Annotated in this window: 18 protein-coding genes; 8 read left to right on the top strand and 10 right to left on the bottom strand. The window is 62.4% G+C overall.

All coding sequences use genetic code 11. The features are described 5' to 3' along the window. The first annotated feature begins 45 nt into the window (after window positions 1-45). From atpG to Q8L25_RS01630, 3 genes are all read left to right on the top strand, one after another. Window positions 46-921: a F0F1 ATP synthase subunit gamma gene (gene atpG / locus Q8L25_RS01620; protein WP_308923256.1), complete on the top strand. Its 876-nt coding sequence runs from the start codon at window positions 46-48 to the stop codon at window positions 919-921. Between the two features lie 30 nt (window positions 922-951). Continuing rightward, a complete protein-coding gene (gene atpD, locus Q8L25_RS01625) occupies window positions 952-2,352 on the top strand; it encodes a F0F1 ATP synthase subunit beta (RefSeq protein WP_065307861.1) in 1,401 nt (466 codons plus the stop codon). 62 nt (window positions 2,353-2,414) lie between these two features. After that, window positions 2,415-2,834, top strand: a complete 420-nt coding sequence (locus Q8L25_RS01630; RefSeq protein WP_065307860.1) for a F0F1 ATP synthase subunit epsilon — start codon at window positions 2,415-2,417, stop codon at window positions 2,832-2,834. Between the two features lie 175 nt (window positions 2,835-3,009). On the opposite strand, the gene Q8L25_RS01635 is transcribed toward Q8L25_RS01630, so the two are convergent. From Q8L25_RS01635 to Q8L25_RS01660, 6 genes are read right to left on the bottom strand one after another with little or no spacing between them, the layout of a single operon-like run. Next, window positions 3,010-3,564 carry a hypothetical protein gene (locus Q8L25_RS01635; protein WP_308923257.1) on the bottom strand — a complete coding sequence of 185 codons (555 nt, stop codon included), beginning with the start codon at window positions 3,562-3,564 and terminating at the stop codon, window positions 3,010-3,012. A 50-nt stretch (window positions 3,565-3,614) separates the two neighbouring features. Continuing rightward, window positions 3,615-3,995: an adenosylmethionine decarboxylase gene (speD, locus tag Q8L25_RS01640; RefSeq protein WP_308923258.1), complete on the bottom strand. Its 381-nt coding sequence runs from the start codon at window positions 3,993-3,995 to the stop codon at window positions 3,615-3,617. After that, window positions 3,992-4,165 carry a hypothetical protein gene (locus tag Q8L25_RS01645; RefSeq protein ID WP_170840580.1) on the bottom strand — a complete coding sequence of 58 codons (174 nt, stop codon included), beginning with the start codon at window positions 4,163-4,165 and terminating at the stop codon, window positions 3,992-3,994. The genes speD and Q8L25_RS01645 overlap by 4 nt, the downstream gene beginning before the upstream one ends. After that, window positions 4,162-5,625, bottom strand: a complete 1,464-nt coding sequence (locus Q8L25_RS01650) for a DUF4178 domain-containing protein (RefSeq protein WP_308923259.1) — start codon at window positions 5,623-5,625, stop codon at window positions 4,162-4,164. The genes Q8L25_RS01645 and Q8L25_RS01650 overlap by 4 nt, the downstream gene beginning before the upstream one ends. Window positions 5,626-5,635: 10 nt before the next feature. After that, on the bottom strand, window positions 5,636-6,685 hold the full coding sequence (locus Q8L25_RS01655; protein WP_308923260.1) for an SPFH domain-containing protein: 1,050 nt from the start codon (window positions 6,683-6,685) through the stop codon (window positions 5,636-5,638). A gap of 30 nt (window positions 6,686-6,715) precedes the next feature. Then, entirely contained in the window at window positions 6,716-7,102 is a 387-nt protein-coding gene (locus tag Q8L25_RS01660) for a DUF350 domain-containing protein (RefSeq protein ID WP_308923261.1), read from the bottom strand. A gap of 58 nt (window positions 7,103-7,160) precedes the next feature. Between Q8L25_RS01660 and Q8L25_RS01665 the strand changes: the two genes are divergently transcribed. The 3 genes from Q8L25_RS01665 to Q8L25_RS01675 are packed head-to-tail and all read left to right on the top strand — an operon-like array spanning window position 7,161 to window position 10,876. Then, window positions 7,161-8,672, top strand: coding sequence for a polyamine aminopropyltransferase (locus Q8L25_RS01665; protein ID WP_308923262.1), 1,512 nt, complete (start codon window positions 7,161-7,163; stop codon window positions 8,670-8,672). Continuing rightward, complete coding sequence (locus tag Q8L25_RS01670) at window positions 8,672-10,291, top strand: FAD-dependent oxidoreductase (RefSeq protein ID WP_308923263.1); 1,620 nt, start codon at window positions 8,672-8,674, stop codon at window positions 10,289-10,291. The genes Q8L25_RS01665 and Q8L25_RS01670 overlap by 1 nt, the downstream gene beginning before the upstream one ends. A gap of 54 nt (window positions 10,292-10,345) precedes the next feature. Then, window positions 10,346-10,876: a cysteine hydrolase family protein gene (locus Q8L25_RS01675; protein ID WP_308923264.1), complete on the top strand. Its 531-nt coding sequence runs from the start codon at window positions 10,346-10,348 to the stop codon at window positions 10,874-10,876. 22 nt (window positions 10,877-10,898) lie between these two features. Here Q8L25_RS01675 and Q8L25_RS01680 read toward each other — a convergent pair whose 3' ends face one another. Next, complete coding sequence (locus tag Q8L25_RS01680) at window positions 10,899-11,834, bottom strand: AraC family transcriptional regulator (protein ID WP_308923265.1); 936 nt, start codon at window positions 11,832-11,834, stop codon at window positions 10,899-10,901. Window positions 11,835-11,931: 97 nt separating this feature from the next. Between Q8L25_RS01680 and Q8L25_RS01685 the strand changes: the two genes are divergently transcribed. Continuing rightward, the gene (locus tag Q8L25_RS01685; RefSeq protein WP_308923266.1) at window positions 11,932-12,684 is read left to right on the top strand and encodes an SDR family oxidoreductase; all 753 of its coding nucleotides are present in this window, start codon (window positions 11,932-11,934) and stop codon (window positions 12,682-12,684) included. 64 nt (window positions 12,685-12,748) lie between these two features. Here Q8L25_RS01685 and mmsB read toward each other — a convergent pair whose 3' ends face one another. The 3 genes from mmsB to chvE form a co-directional block, all read right to left on the bottom strand. Further along, window positions 12,749-13,960, bottom strand: coding sequence for a multiple monosaccharide ABC transporter permease (mmsB, locus tag Q8L25_RS01690; protein ID WP_308923267.1), 1,212 nt, complete (start codon window positions 13,958-13,960; stop codon window positions 12,749-12,751). Beyond that, window positions 13,950-15,491 (bottom strand): multiple monosaccharide ABC transporter ATP-binding protein, encoded by a 1,542-nt coding sequence (mmsA, locus tag Q8L25_RS01695; protein WP_308923268.1) that lies wholly within the window; start codon window positions 15,489-15,491, stop codon window positions 13,950-13,952. Before mmsA ends, mmsB begins: the two co-directional genes overlap by 11 nt. Window positions 15,492-15,617: 126 nt before the next feature. Continuing rightward, window positions 15,618-16,676 (bottom strand): multiple monosaccharide ABC transporter substrate-binding protein, encoded by a 1,059-nt coding sequence (chvE, locus tag Q8L25_RS01700; RefSeq protein ID WP_374694283.1) that lies wholly within the window; start codon window positions 16,674-16,676, stop codon window positions 15,618-15,620. Between the two features lie 379 nt (window positions 16,677-17,055). On the opposite strand from chvE, the gene Q8L25_RS01705 reads away from it, so the two are divergent. Then, on the top strand, window positions 17,056-18,216 hold the full coding sequence (locus Q8L25_RS01705) for a fumarylacetoacetate hydrolase family protein (RefSeq protein ID WP_308923270.1): 1,161 nt from the start codon (window positions 17,056-17,058) through the stop codon (window positions 18,214-18,216). The last annotated feature ends 31 nt before the right edge of the window (window positions 18,217-18,247 follow it).

An 18,247-nucleotide genomic window follows, 5' to 3' on the forward strand; every position in this document is an offset into this window, starting at 1 on the left:
ACCTCGAGTGAGGCGCCGCCCTACGCGCAGAAGGAGTAAGGACTCATGGCATCAAGCAAAGAGATACGTGGCAAGATCAAAAGCGTAGAGAATACGAAGAAGATCACCAAGGCGATGGAAATGGTCGCCGCGTCCAAAATGCGCAAGGCGCAAGACCGGATGCGGGCCGCTCGTCCCTACAGTGACAAGATTCGTAATATCGCCGCCAATCTGGCGAATGCCAATCCGGAATACACGCACCCGTTCCTGGCGGCAGCGCAAGGCACGGAAGCCAAGGCAGTGGGTTTCATCGTCGTCACGACCGACAAGGGTCTGTGCGGCGGCATGAACACCAATATCTTGCGCCAGGTGACGAGCAAGTCGCGCGAGCTGGAAACAGCCGGCAACAAGATTGAAGCAGTCGCTATCGGTAACAAGGGGTTGGGTTTTTTGAATCGCATCGGCGTCAAGATCGTCGCCTCTGCCATTCAGACTGGTGATACGCCACATCTGGATAAATTGATCGGACCTGTCAAGGTCATGCTCGAAGAGTTCCAGGCTGGCAAGCTCGACGCAGTGTACCTGTGCTACACCAAATTCATCAACACGATGAAGCAGGAACCAGTGGTCGAACAGCTGCTGCCATTGACGGCCGACAAAATGGTCGCCGACAAGAGCGCACACTCGTGGGATTACATCTACGAGCCGGATGCACAAAGCATCATCGACGAATTGCTGGAGCGCTATGTAGAAGCGCTGGTGTACCAGGCAGTCGCGGAGAATCTGGCGTCCGAGCAATCGGCACGGATGGTCGCGATGAAAGCTGCAAGCGACAACGCAGGTAGTGTGATCGGCGAACTGAAGCTCGTCTACAACAAGACCCGCCAAGCTGCGATTACCAAAGAACTCTCCGAAATCGTCGCCGGTGCGGCAGCGGTTTAAACGAATTTAACTATATTTGAAGGAACGAACATGGCTGATGGCAAAATCGTTCAGTGTATCGGCGCTGTGGTGGACGTTGAGTTTCCCCGCAACGCGATGCCTAAGGTATTTGATGCCTTGAAGATGGCGGGCTCGGAACTGACCCTGGAAGTACAACAGCAGTTGGGCGACGGCATTGTCCGTACCATTGCACTCGGCTCGTCCGATGGCCTGCGTCGCGGCATGATGATCCAGAACACCGGCAAACCTATCATGGTGCCAGTCGGTAAAGCAACCCTGGGCCGCATCATGGACGTGCTGGGTAACCCGATCGACGAATGCGGTCCGGTATCGCACGAACAGATCGCCTCGATCCACCGCACCGCTCCTGCGTACGACGAACTGTCGCCATCGCAAGAACTGCTGGAAACCGGCATCAAGGTGATCGACCTGGTGTGCCCGTTTGCAAAAGGCGGTAAAGTCGGCCTGTTCGGCGGCGCCGGCGTGGGCAAGACCGTGAACATGATGGAACTGATCAACAACATCGCCAAGGCACACAGCGGCGTGTCCGTGTTTGCCGGCGTTGGTGAGCGTACTCGCGAGGGTAACGACTTCTACCACGAGATGGCTGATGCGAAAGTGGTCGATCTGGAAAATCCGGAAAACTCCAAAGTCGCAATGGTCTACGGCCAGATGAATGAACCACCAGGCAACCGTCTGCGCGTGGCGCTGACCGGCCTGACGATCGCTGAATCGTTCCGTGATGAAGGCAAGGACGTGTTGTTCTTCGTCGACAACATCTACCGCTTCACGCTGGCCGGTACCGAAGTATCGGCACTGCTGGGCCGTATGCCGTCGGCCGTGGGTTACCAACCGACCCTGGCTGAAGAAATGGGCCGTCTGCAAGAGCGTATCACGTCGACCAAGACCGGCTCGATCACCTCGATCCAGGCCGTCTACGTTCCTGCCGATGATTACACCGATCCGTCGCCAGCAACCACCTTTGCTCACCTGGATTCGACCGTTGCCCTGTCGCGTGACATCGCCTCGCTGGGTATCTACCCGGCCGTCGATCCACTGGACTCGACCTCGCGTCAGCTGGATCCGCTGATCGTTGGTCAAGAGCACTACGACACCGCGCGTGCCGTGCAAACGACTCTGCAGCGCTACAAGGAACTGCGTGACATTATCGCGATTCTGGGCATGGACGAGCTGGCACCGGAAGACAAACTGCTGGTGGCCCGCGCACGCAAGATGCAGCGTTTCCTGTCGCAGCCTTTCCACGTCGCTGAAGTGTTTACCGGTTCGCCAGGTAAATACGTTTCGCTGAAAGACACGATCAAGGGCTTCAAGATGATCGCGTCGGGCGAACTCGATCACCTGCCGGAACAAGCGTTCTACATGGTCGGCACGATCGACGAAGCAATCGAAAAAGCCAAGAAACTTAACTAAGTTAAGTCTGGGCCTAACCCCGCCCCTCACGAGGCGGGGTTCTTCAACCCGATAGGACACACATGGCACACACAATTCACGTTGACGTGGTTTCCGCTGAAGAATTGATTTTTTCAGGTGAAGCAGAATTCGTCGCGTTGCCGGGTGAACAAGGCGAGCTGGGCATCTACCCACGCCACACGCCCTTGATTACCCGCATCCGTCCGGGCGCGGTCCGCATCAAGGTAGTCGGCCAGGCTGAAGAAGAGTTCGTCTTCGTCGCCGGCGGCTTGCTGGAAGTGCAGCCTGACACCGTGACCGTCCTGGCCGATACCGCGATCCGCGGTCACGACCTCGACGAAGCGAAAGCGCTGGAAGCGAAGAAGCTGGCGGAAGAAAACATCCACAACAAGGATTCGGGCATCGACTACGCGCAAGCGCAAGCCGAGCTGGCCAGCGCGATTGCGCAACTGGCCGCGATCCAGAAGCTGCGCAAGCATTAATTGCCGCGCATGCAAAAAAAGCAGCCTTCGGGCTGCTTTTTTTTTGCTGGCGGAGGTGGTGGTGTCGGGTTACGCGCTGCGCGCTAACCCGACCTACGATATCCGCCGGCACGCCGGGTAGGCCGGATTAGGCCGAAGGCCGTAATCCGACAACATGGTTGACGCGGCTGGTAACTTAACTGCACATGCCATACGCCTTGCGCTCATCAAAATAGCGATAGGTAAACGTGCGCACCGGATAGCGCTTGCCGGCCACCAGCATGTCCGGCATGTTCAAGTCAAACCGCTGCGGCAGCTGGCGCGGCAGCTGCAGGCGCAAGCGCCATTGGGTGGCCTTGCTGTTGCCCACCGCCGAGAACATGATGGGCAGCTGCTCGATCACGTCGACGATTTCCGCCTTCTGGTCCAGGCCGCGCTGGTAGATGGTGGTCACCCTGGCATTTGCAAACGGCGGCTTTTTCGGTTCTTCCAGCAAGAACGACAGCCGCGTAAAACTGGCCTGCGTGCCGACCGGCAAAGTAAAAATCAGCGCCAGTTCCGTGCCGCCATCCTTGAGCGTGGTGGGGGGCGTGGCATACACGGTGATACCGCGCGGCAGCTCGAAGCGCGAGCCTTCGGTCCACGTCTTGCAATCGGGCGTGGTGGCCTGGTACAGGCTGGGCGCCGTATAGTCGTCGCACGCGGACAGCAGCAGCAGGAGTGGCAGGGCAAGCAGGGCGGAACGGCGCATGGGCGTGATCGGTAAGAAGTGAGCCGACAGTGTAAGCGATCGCCAGGCAATCAGCCAGCGATGGCCTGGCCGGGCGGGGCGCGGCGCGCCGTGTGCAGCGCGCAGTGCCGTGCCGCCAGTGCGGTGCTGATGATATCGAGCGCGACCTGCGGCCGGGCCGCGCCGCACATGAAGATATCGACGGCGGCAAAGCCGGCTTCGGGCCAGGTGTGGATCGAGATATGCGACTCGGCCAGCAGCAGCACGCCGGTCACGCCCGCCTCCGCGCCGAAGCTGTGGAAGTGGCCGTGCAATACCTGCGCACCGGCTTCGATGGCGGCCTGGCGCAACAGGTTTTCCAGCGCCGCGCAGTCGCGCAAGGGTGCCGCATCGACGCCGGACAGGTCGGCCAGCAGATGGGTACCGAGCGGCAGGTGCGCGCTGGCCGTCACTTGTGGCTGCCGCCGCTGGAGCCGCCGCCATAACTGCCGCCACCGCTGCCGGTGCGCGAACTCCAGCTGCTGCCGCCGCTGCCACTGCCGGCCACCTTGAACATGCGCACCCAGTTGGCGGCCGTGACGGAAAAGGTCACCATCAGCGCGTAGATCACGTATTTGCTCATTGCGGGGTCTTTGTATTCTTGTCGAGGAAAAGGGCGGGCACGAACAGCGCCAGGCAACCCAGCACACTCCACATCAGGGTGCTGGAAAACGAGACGAACATCGGGATCGCATTCAACACCAGGGTGATGATGATAAAGACCTTGGCCACGCCGCGATGACTCATCTTGATGTTCGAGGACGGCGCAATACCGTGAAAAGCGGCGCCGAACCAGGCGCTCATCTGATCGTAGGCGACTGGTACCGAGCGTGACCAGGTCATCTCTTCGCCGGTCAGTTCCGCCGCCAGTTTGGTCTGCCCCTGTTCGAATTCATAGACATGGGTAGTGTCGCCGACGGCCACCTTCCAGTTGAAGGCGCCGGCCGCATACGTCACTTGCGAGCCATAGTCATACAGCTTGGTGTAGGTGGCGCCGTCGAGCGTGCATTTGTCCGCATCGAGGGAGGCCCAGGTGGGCCAGTTCGGCAGCACGCTGGCACGCGACCAGCCTTCGTCGGTTTCCACCAGCCAGAAAAAGCCCGCGTGCGCGTTGTACAGCAGGTATTCGTTCCACTCCGTGCCCTCGTCGTCGGCGCGGCGCATCATGCCGATCACGGTAAAGTCGACATTGTTGATCTTGGCGCTGGCGCCCAGTTCCAGGGTGATGTCCGCCTCCTCTTCCACTTGCTGGCCCTTGGCCAGCACCTGCGCCTCGGGGCCGGTGGCGTCGAGCTGCGCATGGCAGGCCGGGCAGACCAGCTGCGCGGCGGCGCCCGGCACATATTTGATGCCGCTGCCGCAGGAAGGGCAGTCGAGCGCATCGAGCTTGCCGCGGTATTTGCCGGCGGTGCGCGCGATCGCATCGGTGTCGCGCAGCAGCTGGCACTGCATGCCCTCCAGGGTGACGGCCACGCCCTGGTACAGCACCGGCTGCGGACCATCGGTATAGTCGAGCGTGGCGAAGCTGGCGTAGTTGCGCAGGTCGGCCACCTGGATGCGCCAGCCGCTGCCGACCTTGAACGGCAGTTCGCCCTGGCCGGCGATGCACTCGCCGCTGCGCACTTCGGCCGCCGTGTACGGTTCGTTATTGATGGTGTACTGCTGGCCCGGGCGCAGTTCGGCAAAGGCGGGCAGCGCGCCTGCCGCCTTGCGCTCGCGCGTCATGGTGTACAGGCCGGACGAGTCGCCCAGCCACGCCGTGCTGGCGTCGTCGAACAGCAGATACCATTCGTTCCAGGTGCCGGCCGCATAGCGCTGCTGGATGCGTCCGACCACCGTGAAATGGACGCCTTCGTGCACGCCGGCCGTGCCGATTTGAATCGCCGAATAGTCCTCCAGCACGGCCGACATCTTGCCGATATCGCGCACCGAGTCGGCGTCCTTGAGGATGGTGCCGTGGCAGTAATCGCACACGGCCAGCACGGAAGCGTGCGAGCGGAAATGGACTTCCGCGCCGCAGCTGGGACAGGAAACAGTTTGCATGCGGTCGCGCTTAACCGATCAGTTTTTTCAGCAGTTCCGCTTTCGCGCCGTCGTAGTCGGCCGGCGAAATCAGACCCTTGTCGAGCAGGCCCTTGAGTTTTTCCAGCCGCGCTTCGATCGGTTCTTCGGCGGGTGCCGGTGGGACAGCCGCCGGTGCAGGTGCCTGTGGCTGCAACGCGCTTCCTGTCCCCTGCGCCATGCCCTGCGCCATCACCTGGCCGATCGACAGTCCGGCGCCCAGGCCCGCGCCGATGCCGGCCAGGCCGCCTTCGTTCTGCGCCGCCAGCGGAATCGCGTTCGCCACCTGGAACTTGGTAAAGCCGCTCATCTTGTCGGCGCCCAGGCCGCCCTTCATGCCGGCCGAGATGCGCTCGTCCAGCGCCGCCTGCAGTTCCTCGGGCAGGCTGATGCTGGCCACGTTGAACTCGTCGAGGCCCACGCCATAGCGGGCAAACGCCTGCGCCAGGCCGTCCTTGACCTGCTGCGCCATCAGCGCCTGGTTGGCCGCCATGTCGAGGAAGGGCACGTTGGCGCCGCCCAGCGAGCTGGCCATGCTGGCCATCAGGATGCCGCGCAACTGGTCTTCCACTTCGTCGCGCGTGTAGACGTCGCGCGTGCCACTGATTTCCGTAAAAAAGGTGCGGGCGTCGGCGATGCGGTACGAGTACATGCCAAAGGCGCGCACGCGTATCATGTCGAAGTCCTTGTCGCGGATCGTGATCGGCTGCGGCGTGCCCCATTTGCGGCCCGTCTGCACGCGGGTGCTGAAGTAATACACGTCGGACTTGAAGGGCGAATCGAACAGCTTGTCCCAGTTCTTCAGGTTGGTCAGCAGGGGCAGGGTTTGCGTGGTCAGCTTGTGCGTGCCGGGGCCGAACACGTCGGCGATCTTGCCCTCATTGACGAAGACGGCCACCTGCGACTCGCGCACGTTCAAAATGGCGCCGTTCTGGATCTCGAAATCCTGCATCGGAAAGCGCCAGGCCAGCACGCCTTCCTTCTCTTCGTTCCATTGCAGTACATCGATAAACTGCTTCTTGATAAAGCTGCCGAGGCTCATGATGGTGTCCTTGCGAAGATGATGACGGGGTCAGGAAATGCAGGCGGCGTTGATGGCGCCGATCGCCAGCGCGATGGCGCCCAGCAGGCCGCCAAAGGCGCTGTTGTTCGATTCGATCTGGTCTTTCGACATGCGCAGCAGCCGCGTGGTGACCAGGTAGGCCAGCAGCTGCACCACCATCGCGCCAAACGCCCAGGCGAAGAACTGCTGGTAATTCGCCGTGTGCATCAGCGACGAAGCGATGGTGGCCGAAAAGCCGAGGATGGCGCCGCCCAGCGACAGCGCCGCCGCCTGGTTCCCCTGGCGTATCAAGAGCACCTCTTCATACGGCGTCACGCGCGTGTAGATGACAAAAAAGACAATCAGCAGCACGGCGGCCAGTAAAAGGTGGATCAGATAGTTTAGGATGTCGGGCACGGCATTCCTCGATTGAGCATTTGATAACGTCCAAGCATATTAGAACAAAACCAGCCCAATGAACAAAAAGATTCTGATTTTATCCGTGTTCGTGGTCGCTTCCTGCGGCCTCGCGTATGAGCTGATCGCCGGTGCCATGTCCAGCTATCTGCTGGGCGACTCCATCCTGCAGTTTTCCACGATTATCGGCTGCTACCTGTTTGCCATGGGGGTAGGCGCTCACTTTTCAAAATACGTGAAGGACGACGACGTGCTGTCGCGCTTTGTCGATATCGAACTGGCCGTCGGCCTGATCGGCGGGCTGTCGGCGGCGATCCTGTTCATGACATTTTCGTGGATGGCCGCGCCGTTTCGCACCTTATTGTATGTGATGGTCTTCCTGATCGGCGCACTGGTGGGCATGGAGGTGCCGCTGGTGATGCGCGCGCTGAACACGCGCCAGACCGAATTTTCCGAACTGGTCAGCCGCGTGCTGACCTTCGACTATCTGGGCGCGCTGGCCGTCTCGCTGCTGTTCCCGCTGGTGCTGTCGCCCTATCTGGGGCTGGTGCGCACGGGCTTTTTGTTCGGCATGCTCAATGTGGCCGTCGGCCTGTGGAGCATCTGGGTGTTCCGCGCCGAACTGCACAATATGACCGGGCAATTCCTGCGCGCCTGCGCCGTGATGCTGCTCTTGGTGACCGGCTTTGCCATGTCGGACCGCATGGTGGAGTGGGGCGAGCATGGCCTGTTCGGCGACCAGATCGTCTACTCCACCACCACGCCTTATCAGCGCCTGGTGATCACGCGCTGGAAGGACGACACGCGGCTGTACATCAACGGCAACCTGCAGTTCTCCTCGCGCGACGAATACCGCTACCATGAAGCGCTGGTGCATCCGGTCATGGAAGCGCTGCCATGGGCGCGCCGCGTGCTGGTGCTCGGTGGCGGCGACGGCCTGGCGCTGCGCGAGATCCTGCGCTATCCGCATATCGAACACGTCACCGTGGTCGACCTGGACCCGGCCATGACGGGCGCGTTCACCACGCGGCCGGAGCTGGCCGAGCTCAATAAAAAATCGTTCTCGGACCAGCGCGTCACCGTCGTCAATGCCGACGCCGCCGTCTGGCTGCGCAACAACCAGGACATGTTCGACGCGGCCATCGTCGACTTCCCCGATCCGTCCAGCTTCGCGCTGGGCAAGCTGTATTCGGTGCCGTTCTACGACCTGGTGAAAAAGCATCTGGCGGCCAAGGGCCTGATGGTGGTGCAGTCGACGTCGCCGTTCTTTGCGCCGCACGCCTACTGGACCATCGACGCCACCCTGCGCGAAGTGGGCATGCGCACCTGGCCGTATCACGCCTATGTGCCGTCGTTCGGCGAGTGGGGTTTTATCCTCGCTTCGCCCCAGCTCGACTACCGGCCGCCCACCAGTTACCGCCTGCCGATGCGCTACCTGAATGCCGACACCACGCGCGAAATGTTCATCTTCCCGCCCGATATGCGGAAGCTGCCGATGGCGCCAAACCGCCTGAATACCCAATCGCTGGTGCACGAGTTCGAGCAGGACTGGAACCGGGTGATACGCTGATGCGGCGCCGCTCTTTTTTGCTGTGGACGGCCGGTGGCACGGCGGCGGTGGCGGCGGGCGCCGGCAGCATTGCGGCGTATTTGCGCTGGCAGGAGATCACACCCAGGGTGCTGTATCCGGGCCGCGCCGAGGGGCACTTCCTTCGCGACCGCAAGGCGCTGCCGCCACCGTCGCGCACCCTCAGCACCGATGTGGCCATCTTCGGTTCTGGCATCGCCGGCCTGACGGCTGCTTGGCGCCTGAAAAAACTCGGTCACAGGGACTTCCTGATGGTCGATGGCCCACAACCGTATGGCAATGCGGCCGGCGGCCATTTCGGCGAGCTGGCCTATCCCACCGGCGGCCACTATCTGCCGTTGCCGTCGCCGGAATCCACGCACGTGCGCGAGATCCTGTTCGACCTGGGCATTATCCAGCGCGATCCGATGGCGGAAAAGCCGTATTACGACGAGCGTTATATCCTGCACGCGCCGGAGGAACGGCTGCTGTTCAACGGCCACTGGCAGGACGGCTTTATTCCTACCGAAGGGGTATCCGTCGAGGAACTGGCGCAGCACCAGCGTTTCTTTGCGCAGGTGGCGCAGCTGCGCCAGGCGCGCGGCAATGATGGCAAGCGCGTGTTCGTGTTCCCCACCATAGCATCGTCGCAGGACCCGGCCTGGCAGGCGCTCGATACCATCACCCTCAAAACCTGGATGGAGCAGCACGGCTATACCTCGCCCACCCTGCACTGGTACCTGAATTACTGCTGCCGCGACGACTACGGCACGCGCTACGACCAGGTCTCGGCCTGGGCCGGCCTGCATTACTATTGCAGCCGCTGGGGCCAGGCGGCCAATGCGGGTAACGGCGCCTGGCTGACCTGGCCGGGCGGCATGCAGCCGGTCGCCACGGCGCTGGAGCAGGCCTCTGGCGTCAAACGCCATGCGGGCACGGTGGTGTCCTTGTCCACCACGGCCGATGGGGTCGAAGCGCTGTGCATGGAACTGGTCGACGGCCAGCCGCGCACGTATCTGGTCAAGGCCCGCAAGGCCATTTGCGCCATGCCGCTGTATGTGGCCGCGCGCGTGGTACCGGAGATGGCCAGCTATGGCTTTGACGCCAAGCGCGATACGCCGGCGTATGCGCCGTGGATGGTGGCGAATTTTCTGCTGAAACGCTTCCCCGACGAACTGCCGCATGCGCCGCTATGCTGGGACAACGTGGTGTACCAGGAGCCTGGCCTCGGCTACGTCGTCTCGACCCACCAGGACATTCGCGTGCGCCCGCCCGAGCAAACCGTCTTCAGTGCCTATGTCGCGCTGTCGGACCGCACGCCGCAGGACGCCCGCAAGTGGCTCGACACGGCTACACCGGAAGAACTGCTGGCGCTGGCCAGCGTCGATCTGAAAACCGCCTATGGCCGCGACTTTGCCCGCTGCGTCGAGCGCGTCGACATCACCGTGCGCGGCCACGCCATGGCCGCCCCCTTGCCCGGCTTTCGCAGCAATGCGGGCCTGAAAGCGCTGCGTGAACACGACGGCGCGATTTTGTTCGCGCATGCCGATTTGTCGGGCTTTTCCGTGTTCGAGGAAGCGGCGTGGTGGGGCGACAGGGCGGCGCGGCTGGCGGCAGCTTGACCCGCTTTTGATTATTGAAAAAACTGGCTGTGCAGCCTAATCCAAGGAGTAACCATGAGCAGTGCATTGATTGTGATCGATTTCCAGAACGCCGTCTTGAGCGAGCCGCCCGCCTGGCAGGCCGATACTGTGCTGGAACGTATCGCCGGCCTGATCGCCAGGGCGCGCGCCGCCGGCGTGCCGGTGATCTATGTGCAGCACGATACGGCCGACTCAAGCTGGGAAGCCGGCACGCACGGCTGGCAATTTCCGGCCTTGATCGCGCCGCAGCCGCAAGACCATGTCAGCGCAAAAAACTCCTGCGATGCGTTTCGCCAGACGGGGCTGCGGCAGCACCTGGCGCAGGCCGGCATCACGACGATTTATGTGTGCGGCTATGCGACCGAATTTTGCATCGACACCAGCGTGCGCCGCGCCGCCAGCCTGGAACTGGCAACGGTGGTGATCAGCGATGCGCACACCACGCGCGACCGCCCGCACCTGGCCGCACCGGCCATCGTCGAACACCATAACTGGGTGTGGCGCCAGCTGCTCAATCCGGGCAATCCCGTCACCTTGCTCACGGCCGACGCCGTGCCATTTTGAGAACAGACGCGGCCGCTCCCTGCTAACTTGACGCTTCCACCTGCTCGCGCGCATAGCGTGCCGGCGGCATGCCGACATGGCGGGCAAAGGCGACGCTGAAGGCGCTGGCCGAGCCGTAGCCGACCCGTCCGGCCACTGCGGCGATGCCGCCCTCCCTGCGCCGCAGCAGATCCTTGGCGCACGCCATGCGCCAGGCCAGCAGATATTCCATCGGCGCGACGCCGACCGCGCGGCTGAAGCGCTCGAAGAAGGCCGAGCGCGACAGGGCCGATTGCTGCGCCAGTTCGGCCACCGTCCAGGCGCGCGCCATGTCGTCATGCATGCAGCGCAGCGCGGCGGCAAGCCTGTCGTCGGCCAGGCCGCGCAGCAGGCCCGGCGCCGCCAGGTTTTCAGCGCCGTTGTCTGCATCCTTTTCCGCCGTCGAACGCAGCGCCTCGATCAGCAGCACTTCCAGCAGATGCGCCAGGATCACTTCGCGCCCGGGCCGCCGTGCGCGCGATTCTTCCGTGACCAGCTGCACCAGGGTGGCCAGCCGGTGCTCGCCGCGCACATGGATCAGCTGCGGCAGCAGCGACACCAGCAAGGCCGCGTCGGGCGAACCGAAAGCGCAGTGGCCGACCAGCAGCAGCACCTGCCGTGGCCCATCCGGATCGCCGAGCCGGAACTGGCCCTGCGGCAGTTCTACCGGCACGCTGTCGGCCGCCTGTGGCGCTGCCGGTGCCAGGCTCGACATGGTGTAGCCCTGGGCGGCGGGGATCAGCACGAAGTCGCCCTGCCGCAGTTCCAGCGGCGCCTGTCCGTCCAGCGTCAGGCGGCAGCCGCCATCGAGGATCACGCAGTAGAACGGCTGGCCCGACTCCGCGCGGCGGATGCGCCAGCTGCCCGCGCCGCCAACGACTTTCGAGTACCTGGCCTGCGGCTGGAGCAGGGTGACGACTTCGGCAAGCGGATCGACCATTGTGGACTATTGCGAATGAAAGATGGACTATTGATTATAGCAAGTCCGGCACGGGCATTCTATAGTCAGGGCACCGCCAACCACACCAGGAGTTTTCATGAAAACCGTTCTGATCACCGGATGCTCGTCCGGCTTCGGCCTTGCCACTGCCCGCCATTTCCTCGAACGGGGCTGGCACGTGGTCGCCACGATGCGCACGCCCGATCCGGATCTGCTGCCGCGATCCGCGCAGCTGCGCGTGCTGGCACTTGACGTTACCGATGCCGCCAGTATCGCCCGGGCCATCGGGGATGCGGGGCCGGTCGACGTGCTGGTCAATAATGCCGGCATCGGCGTGCTGGGCGCGCTCGAAGGCACGGCGATGGCCACCGCGCGCCAGGTGTTCGAGACCAATACGCTGGGCACCATCGCGCTGACGCAGGCCGTGCTGCCCCAGTTCCGGCAGCGCAGGGCCGGCGTGATCGTCAACGTCACGTCCAGCGTGACACTGGCGCCGCTGCCGCTGCTGTCGGTGTACACGGCAAGCAAGGCGGCCGTCAACGCCTTTACCGAGTCGCTGGCGCTGGAACTGGCGCAATTCAATGTGCGGGTCAGGCTGGTGCTGCCGGGCCGGGCACCGGCAACGCGTTTCGGCGAAAACGCCCGCGAGCGCATGCAGGGCAGCATCCCCGACGCCTACGCGGCGCTGGCGCAGGACGTCTTTGCGCAATGGAGCCAGTCGTCCGAGGTGACGCTGGCGGCGGACGTGGCCGAGGCGGTCTGGCGCGCCGCCACCGATGCCGAAGGCCCGCTGCGCATTGCCGCCGGCGCCGACGCGGTGGCGCTGGCCGCCGTGTTGGCCGCGCCATAAAAAAAGCCGGCGCATGCGCCGGCTTGAACCCCCTAAGGCTCGAACTTGTACGTCCTTGTTCTTCTCATTTATTTTTATTAATCACGTCGATAAAGACGGCGGCCAGCAGCACCAGGCCCTTGATCACCTGCTGGTAATCGATGCCGATGCCCATGATGGACATGCCGTTGTTCATCACGCCCATGATGAAGGCGCCGATCACCGCGCCCATCACCTTGCCGACGCCGCCCGAGGCCGAGGCGCCGCCGATAAAGCAGGCTGCGATCACGTCCAGCTCGAAGCCGGTACCGGCTTTTGGCGTGGCGGTGTTCAGGCGTGCCGCGAAGATCAGGCCGGCGAGGGCGGCCAGCATGCCCATGTTGACGAAGGTGTAGAAGCTGACGCGTTCGGTCTTGATGCCCGACAGGCGCGCCGCTTTTTCATTGCCGCCGACGGCGTAGACGCGGCGGCCCAGCACGGTGCGGTTGGTGATGAAGGTGTAGGCGACGATCAGCACCGACATCACGGCCAGCACGTTCGGAAAACCGCGGTACGACGACAGCAGGTAGCTGAAGTACACCATCACGGCGGCGAAGACGCCGTTTTTCAGCAGGAAGAAGGCGCGTGGCTCGTTTTCCATGCCGTGTTTCATCTGCTTGGCGCGGCTGCGCAGCGAAGTGAAGATCAGCGCCGCGGCGGCGATCACGCCCAGCAGCAGCGAGAAGCCGCGCAGGTTTTCACCGCCGAACGGGTCGGGCAGGAACCCCGAGCTCAGCATCTGGAAGCCTTCCGGGAAAGGACCGACCGACTGGCCTGCCAGCAGCGCCAGGGTCAGGCCCTTGAACACCAGCATGCCGGCCAGGGTGACGATAAACGACGGGATCTTGAAGAAGGCCACGAAATAGCCTTGCGCGCCGCCGATGACGGCGCCGGCGATCAGGCAGATGATGCTGGCCGCGACAAAGTTCATTTCGTAGTTGACGATCAAGACGGCCGCCAGCGCGCCGACAAAGCCCACCACCGAGCCGACCGACAGGTCGATATGGCCGGCCACGATGACCATCAGCATGCCCAGCGCCATGATGACGATATAGCTGTTCTGCAGCACCAGGTTGGTCAGGTTCAGCGGCTCCATCAGGGTGCCGTTCGTCATGTACTGGAAAAAGCCCATGATGACGATCAGCGACAGCAGCATGCCGTAGTCGCGCATATTGTTTTTCAAAAAGCCGGCGTAGCTTTTCGCTTCCGGCGCGGCCGCTGGCGTTGCTGGCGCGCCGGCTGTGAGTTTATTGTCCATTGTTCTCTCCGTGTGTGACGATCGCGCGCATGATTCTCTCTTGCGACGCTTCTGCTGCGCTTAGTTCTGCCGCAAAGCGGCCTTCGTTCATGACATAGATCCGGTCGCACATGCCCAGCAATTCCGGCATTTCCGAGGAAATCATGATGATGCATTTGCCTTCGGCGGCCAGGTCGCTGATGATGCTGTAGATCTCGTACTTGGCGCCGACGTCGATGCCGCGGCTCGGTTCATCGAGGATCAGCACGTCGGGGCGCGAAAACAGCCACTTCGCCAGCACCACTTTCTGCTGGTTGCCGCCGGACAGGTTGACCACCTTCTGCGCCACGCTCGAGCATCGGGTCTTGAGCTTGCGGCGGAATTCTTCGGCCACGCTGAACTCGCGCTGCTCGTCGATCACCATGTGCTTCGAAATCGCGTCCAGGTTGGCCAGGCTGGTGTTCTTCTTGATGTCTTCTTCCAGGATCAGGCCCAGGCCCTTGCGGTCCTCCGTCACATACGCCAGGCCGTGGGCGATCGCCTTGCCGATGGTGCTGACGTCGATTTCCTGGCCGTTCTTCAGCACCGTGCCGCTGATGCGCTGTCCGTAGGCGCGGCCGAAAATGCTCATCGCCAGTTCCGTGCGTCCGGAGCCCATCAGGCCGGCGATACCGATGATCTCGCCCTTTTTGGCATGCAGGTTGATGCCCTTGATGACGGCGCGGTCGGCGTGCTCGGGGTGGTACACCTTCCAGTCGCGCACTTCGAAAATGGTCTCGCCGATGGTGGGCGTGCGCGGCGGATAGCGGTCGGCCATCTCGCGTCCGACCATTTTTTCAATGATGCGGTCTTCGCTGACGGGTTCCACGCGGCAGTCGAAACTGTCGACGGTATTGCCGTCGCGCAGGACCGTGATCGCATCGGCGACGCGCGAAATTTCGTTCAATTTATGCGAAATCAGGATCGACGAAATGCCCTGGGCTTTCAGGCCCAGCAGCAGGTCGAGCAGGGCCGCGCTGTCGCTTTCGTTCAGGCTGGCGGTCGGCTCGTCGAGGATCAACAGCTTGACGTCCTTGCACAGCGCCTTGGCGATCTCGATCAGCTGCTGCTTGCCCACGCCCAGATTCGTGATCAGGGTGTCGGGGGATTCTTTCAGGCCGACTTTGTTCAGCAGTTCGCGCGTCTTGCGTTGCGTGTGTTCCCAGTCGATGACGCCCATCGTGGCCGGTTCGTTACCGAGGAAAATATTTTCGGCGATCGACAGCTGGGGCACGAGCGCCAGTTCCTGGTGAATGATGATGATGCCGATTTCTTCGCTGTCCTTGATGCCGCGGAACTGGCGGACCTGGCCCTGATATTCGATGTCGCCCGAGTAGCTGCCGTGGCCATACACGCCACTGAGCACTTTCATCAGGGTCGATTTGCCGGCGCCGTTTTCACCCACGATGGCGTGGATCTCGCCGCTGCGCACCCGCAGGTTGACATTGTCGAGCGCAACCACGCCCGGGAACGTCTTGCGTATCCCGCGCATTTCCAGGATAGTGTTCGTCATATAACCTCTCTGGCACGGCCGCGCGCCATGGCGACACCATGGGCGCTGGCCGTGCGGCAGTTTGTTCTAGAATTCTGTGAAGCGAAAGGCCCGGCGTCGCCGGGCCCTCAGTACCCGTCTGTCAAATTACTTTACTTGCGCTTCGGTGTAGTAGCCGCTGCCGGTGACCAGCACTTGCTTCCAGTTCGCCTTGTCGACGGTGACCGGTTTGAGCAGGAACGATGGCACGACTTTCACGCCATTGTTGTAGGTCTTGGTGTCGTTGACGGTCGGCGTTTTGCCGTTCATCATCGCATCGACCATATTGGCCGTCACTTTGGCCAGTTCGCGCGTGTCCTTGAACACGGTCGATGCCTGTTCGCCGCGGATGATCGATTTCACCGATGGGATCTCGGCATCCTGGCCGGTCACGACCGGGAACGGCTGCTTCGGCGTACCGTAGCCGACGCCTTTCAGCGACGACAGGATACCGATGCTCAGGCCGTCATATGGCGACAGCACCGCGTCGACGCGGGCATTGCCGTAGTAGGCGCTCAGCAGGTTGTCCATGCGGGCTTGCGCCACGGCGCCGTCCCAGCGCAGGGTGGCCACTTTTTCCATGCCCATCTGCTTCGAACGCACCACCAGCTTGCCGCTGTCGATGTACGGTTTCAGCACCGACATGGCGCCGTTGTAGAAGAAGTGCGCGTTGTTGTCGTCAGCCGAACCGCCGAACAGTTCGATATTGAATGGGCCCTTGCCTTCTTTCAGCTTCAGCGCCGATTCGATGTAGCCGGCTTGCAGCACGCCGACCTGGAAGTTGTCGAAGGTGGCGTAGTAATCGATGTTTTTCGTGCCGCGGATCAAACGGTCATAGGAAATGACCTTGATGCCCTTGTCGGCCGCTTTTTGCAGCACGTTCGACAAGGTGGTGCCGTCGATGGCGGCGATCACCAGCACCTTGGCGCCCTTGGTGATCATGTTTTCCACTTGTGCCAGCTGGTTCGGGATATCGTCGTCGGCGAACTGCAGGTCGGTCTTGTAGCCGCGTTCCTTGAATACCTTGACCATGTTGTCGCCGTCGGCGATCCAGCGCATCGACGATTTGGTCGGCATCGAAATGCCGACCGCGCCCTTGTCTGCGGCGCTGGCCATCGGTACCACGGTCATGCCGGACATGGCCAGCACCAGGCTGGCGCTGAGCATTTTCATTGTTGTTTTCATATTAGGTCTCCACCGTCTTCGAATAGTTGAATGGTCCAGCGTCTCGGTCTGTTGGCCGGCTTGGCGCTGGTGGCCAATCCAGGCCACGGCTGATACTAGTTTGTCCAGTGAGACCTCACCAATCAATTTTTTCACATATGCGATATCCAAAAAGATATCAGCCCCCGTATTGATGCACTGCCGCAGACATTTTCATGGGCTGCACCGAGGCGCGGGCGGCGCCCATGCGGCACGGTTTTTTGGTGCGTCGCAATACCAATAATCATCATGCAATTTGGTGATTTTCGTAATTGCGGTGCGGTGGGACGGCGCGCAGAATCGGCCTCACCTGAACTTTGCACCCTTTTTCCTGAAAGCCGCCATGTTGCCGATTTCCCCTGTTTCCCTGCTGCCTCTTGATCTCGCCGACGCCACCCTGATCGGCCGCATCTGGCGCGACGGTCCCTGCGTGGTGGCCGTGCGCGGCGGTGAAGTATTTGATATCACGGCGTCGGTGTCCACCGTGTCGGAGTTGTTGGAGCGCGACAATCCGCTCGCCTTTGTGCGCCAGGCGCAGGGCGAGTCGCTGGGCCAAGTCGCCGAATTGCTGGCGCAGGCCTTGGCCGCGCCGGCCGGCCAGCCGCTGCTATTGGCGCCGTGCGACCTGCAGGCGGTCAAGGCCTGCGGCGTGACGTTTGCCGTCAGCCTGCTGGAACGCGTGATCGAGGAACAGGCCGGCGGCAATGCCGACAAGGCCAATACCTTGCGCGCCGCCCTGCAAGCGACCCTGGGTAGCGATCTGTCGGCCTTAAAACCGGGTTCGGACGCGGCGCAGCGCCTGAAAGAGCAATTGCAGCAGCGCGGCGCCTGGTCGCAATACATGGAAGTGGGCATCGGCCCCGACGCGGAAGTGTTTACCAAGGCGCAGCCGATGTCGTCGGTTGGCTGCGGCGCGCAAGTGGGCCTGCTGCCGGCGTCGGCCTGGAACAACCCGGAGCCGGAAATCGTGCTGGCCGTCAACAGCCGCGGCGAAGTGCTGGGGGCGACCCTGGGCAATGACGTCAACCTGCGCGATATCGAAGGGCGCAGCGCGCTGCTATTGGGCAAGGCCAAGGACAACAACGGTTCCTGCGCCATCGGCCCCTTTATCCGCCTGTTCGACGACAGTTTTACCATCGACACCGTGCGCGACGCCGAAGTATCGCTGCTGATCGAGGGCGCCAATGACGGTTTCGTGCTGGAAGGCGCCAGCTTCATGCGCGAGATCAGCCGCGACCCGCTCGACCTGGTGCGCCAGACGGCCGGCCAGTACCACCAGTATCCGGACGGCTTCATGCTGTTCCTGGGCACCATGTTCTCGCCCGTCAAGGATCGTGGCGCGCCGGGCGGCGGCTTTACCCACCACCTGGGCGACCGCGTGACGATCGCCAGCCCGGCCCTGGGCGCGCTGGTCAATGAAGTCCAGCATTGCGACGCCATCGCGCCGTGGCAGTTCGGCGTGCGCGCACTGTACGCCAGCCTGGCCCAGCGCGGCCTGCTCTGATCATTCAACTTACCTAATATAAAACGAGAGA

Source organism: Janthinobacterium sp. J1-1, from assembly GCF_030944405.1.
Classification (GTDB): Bacteria; Pseudomonadota; Gammaproteobacteria; order Burkholderiales; family Burkholderiaceae_D; genus Janthinobacterium.

Excerpts from the sequence above, each read along its gene's own strand:
- Q8L25_RS01685 (WP_308923266.1), top strand. The coding sequence starts at position 11,932 with ATGAAAACCGTTCTGATCACCGGATGCTCGTCCGGCTTCGGCCTTGCC.
- Q8L25_RS01645 (WP_170840580.1), bottom strand. The coding sequence starts at position 4,165 with ATGAGCAAATACGTGATCTACGCGCTGATGGTGACCTTTTCCGTCACG.
- mmsB (WP_308923267.1), bottom strand. The coding sequence starts at position 13,960 with ATGGACAATAAACTCACAGCCGGCGCGCCAGCAACGCCAGCGGCCGCG.
- Q8L25_RS01665 (WP_308923262.1), top strand. The coding sequence starts at position 7,161 with ATGAACAAAAAGATTCTGATTTTATCCGTGTTCGTGGTCGCTTCCTGC.
- chvE (WP_374694283.1), bottom strand. The coding sequence starts at position 16,676 with ATGCTCAGCGCCAGCCTGGTGCTGGCCATGTCCGGCATGACCGTGGTA.
- Q8L25_RS01670 (WP_308923263.1), top strand. The coding sequence starts at position 8,672 with ATGCGGCGCCGCTCTTTTTTGCTGTGGACGGCCGGTGGCACGGCGGCG.
- Q8L25_RS01650 (WP_308923259.1), bottom strand. The coding sequence starts at position 5,625 with ATGCAAACTGTTTCCTGTCCCAGCTGCGGCGCGGAAGTCCATTTCCGC.
- Q8L25_RS01630 (WP_065307860.1), top strand. The coding sequence starts at position 2,415 with ATGGCACACACAATTCACGTTGACGTGGTTTCCGCTGAAGAATTGATT.
- atpG (WP_308923256.1), top strand. The coding sequence starts at position 46 with ATGGCATCAAGCAAAGAGATACGTGGCAAGATCAAAAGCGTAGAGAAT.
- Q8L25_RS01680 (WP_308923265.1), bottom strand. The coding sequence starts at position 11,834 with ATGGTCGATCCGCTTGCCGAAGTCGTCACCCTGCTCCAGCCGCAGGCC.
- Q8L25_RS01705 (WP_308923270.1), top strand. The coding sequence starts at position 17,056 with ATGTTGCCGATTTCCCCTGTTTCCCTGCTGCCTCTTGATCTCGCCGAC.
- Q8L25_RS01675 (WP_308923264.1), top strand. The coding sequence starts at position 10,346 with ATGAGCAGTGCATTGATTGTGATCGATTTCCAGAACGCCGTCTTGAGC.
- atpD (WP_065307861.1), top strand. The coding sequence starts at position 952 with ATGGCTGATGGCAAAATCGTTCAGTGTATCGGCGCTGTGGTGGACGTT.
- mmsA (WP_308923268.1), bottom strand. The coding sequence starts at position 15,491 with ATGACGAACACTATCCTGGAAATGCGCGGGATACGCAAGACGTTCCCG.
- Q8L25_RS01635 (WP_308923257.1), bottom strand. The coding sequence starts at position 3,564 with ATGCGCCGTTCCGCCCTGCTTGCCCTGCCACTCCTGCTGCTGCTGTCC.
- Q8L25_RS01655 (WP_308923260.1), bottom strand. The coding sequence starts at position 6,685 with ATGAGCCTCGGCAGCTTTATCAAGAAGCAGTTTATCGATGTACTGCAA.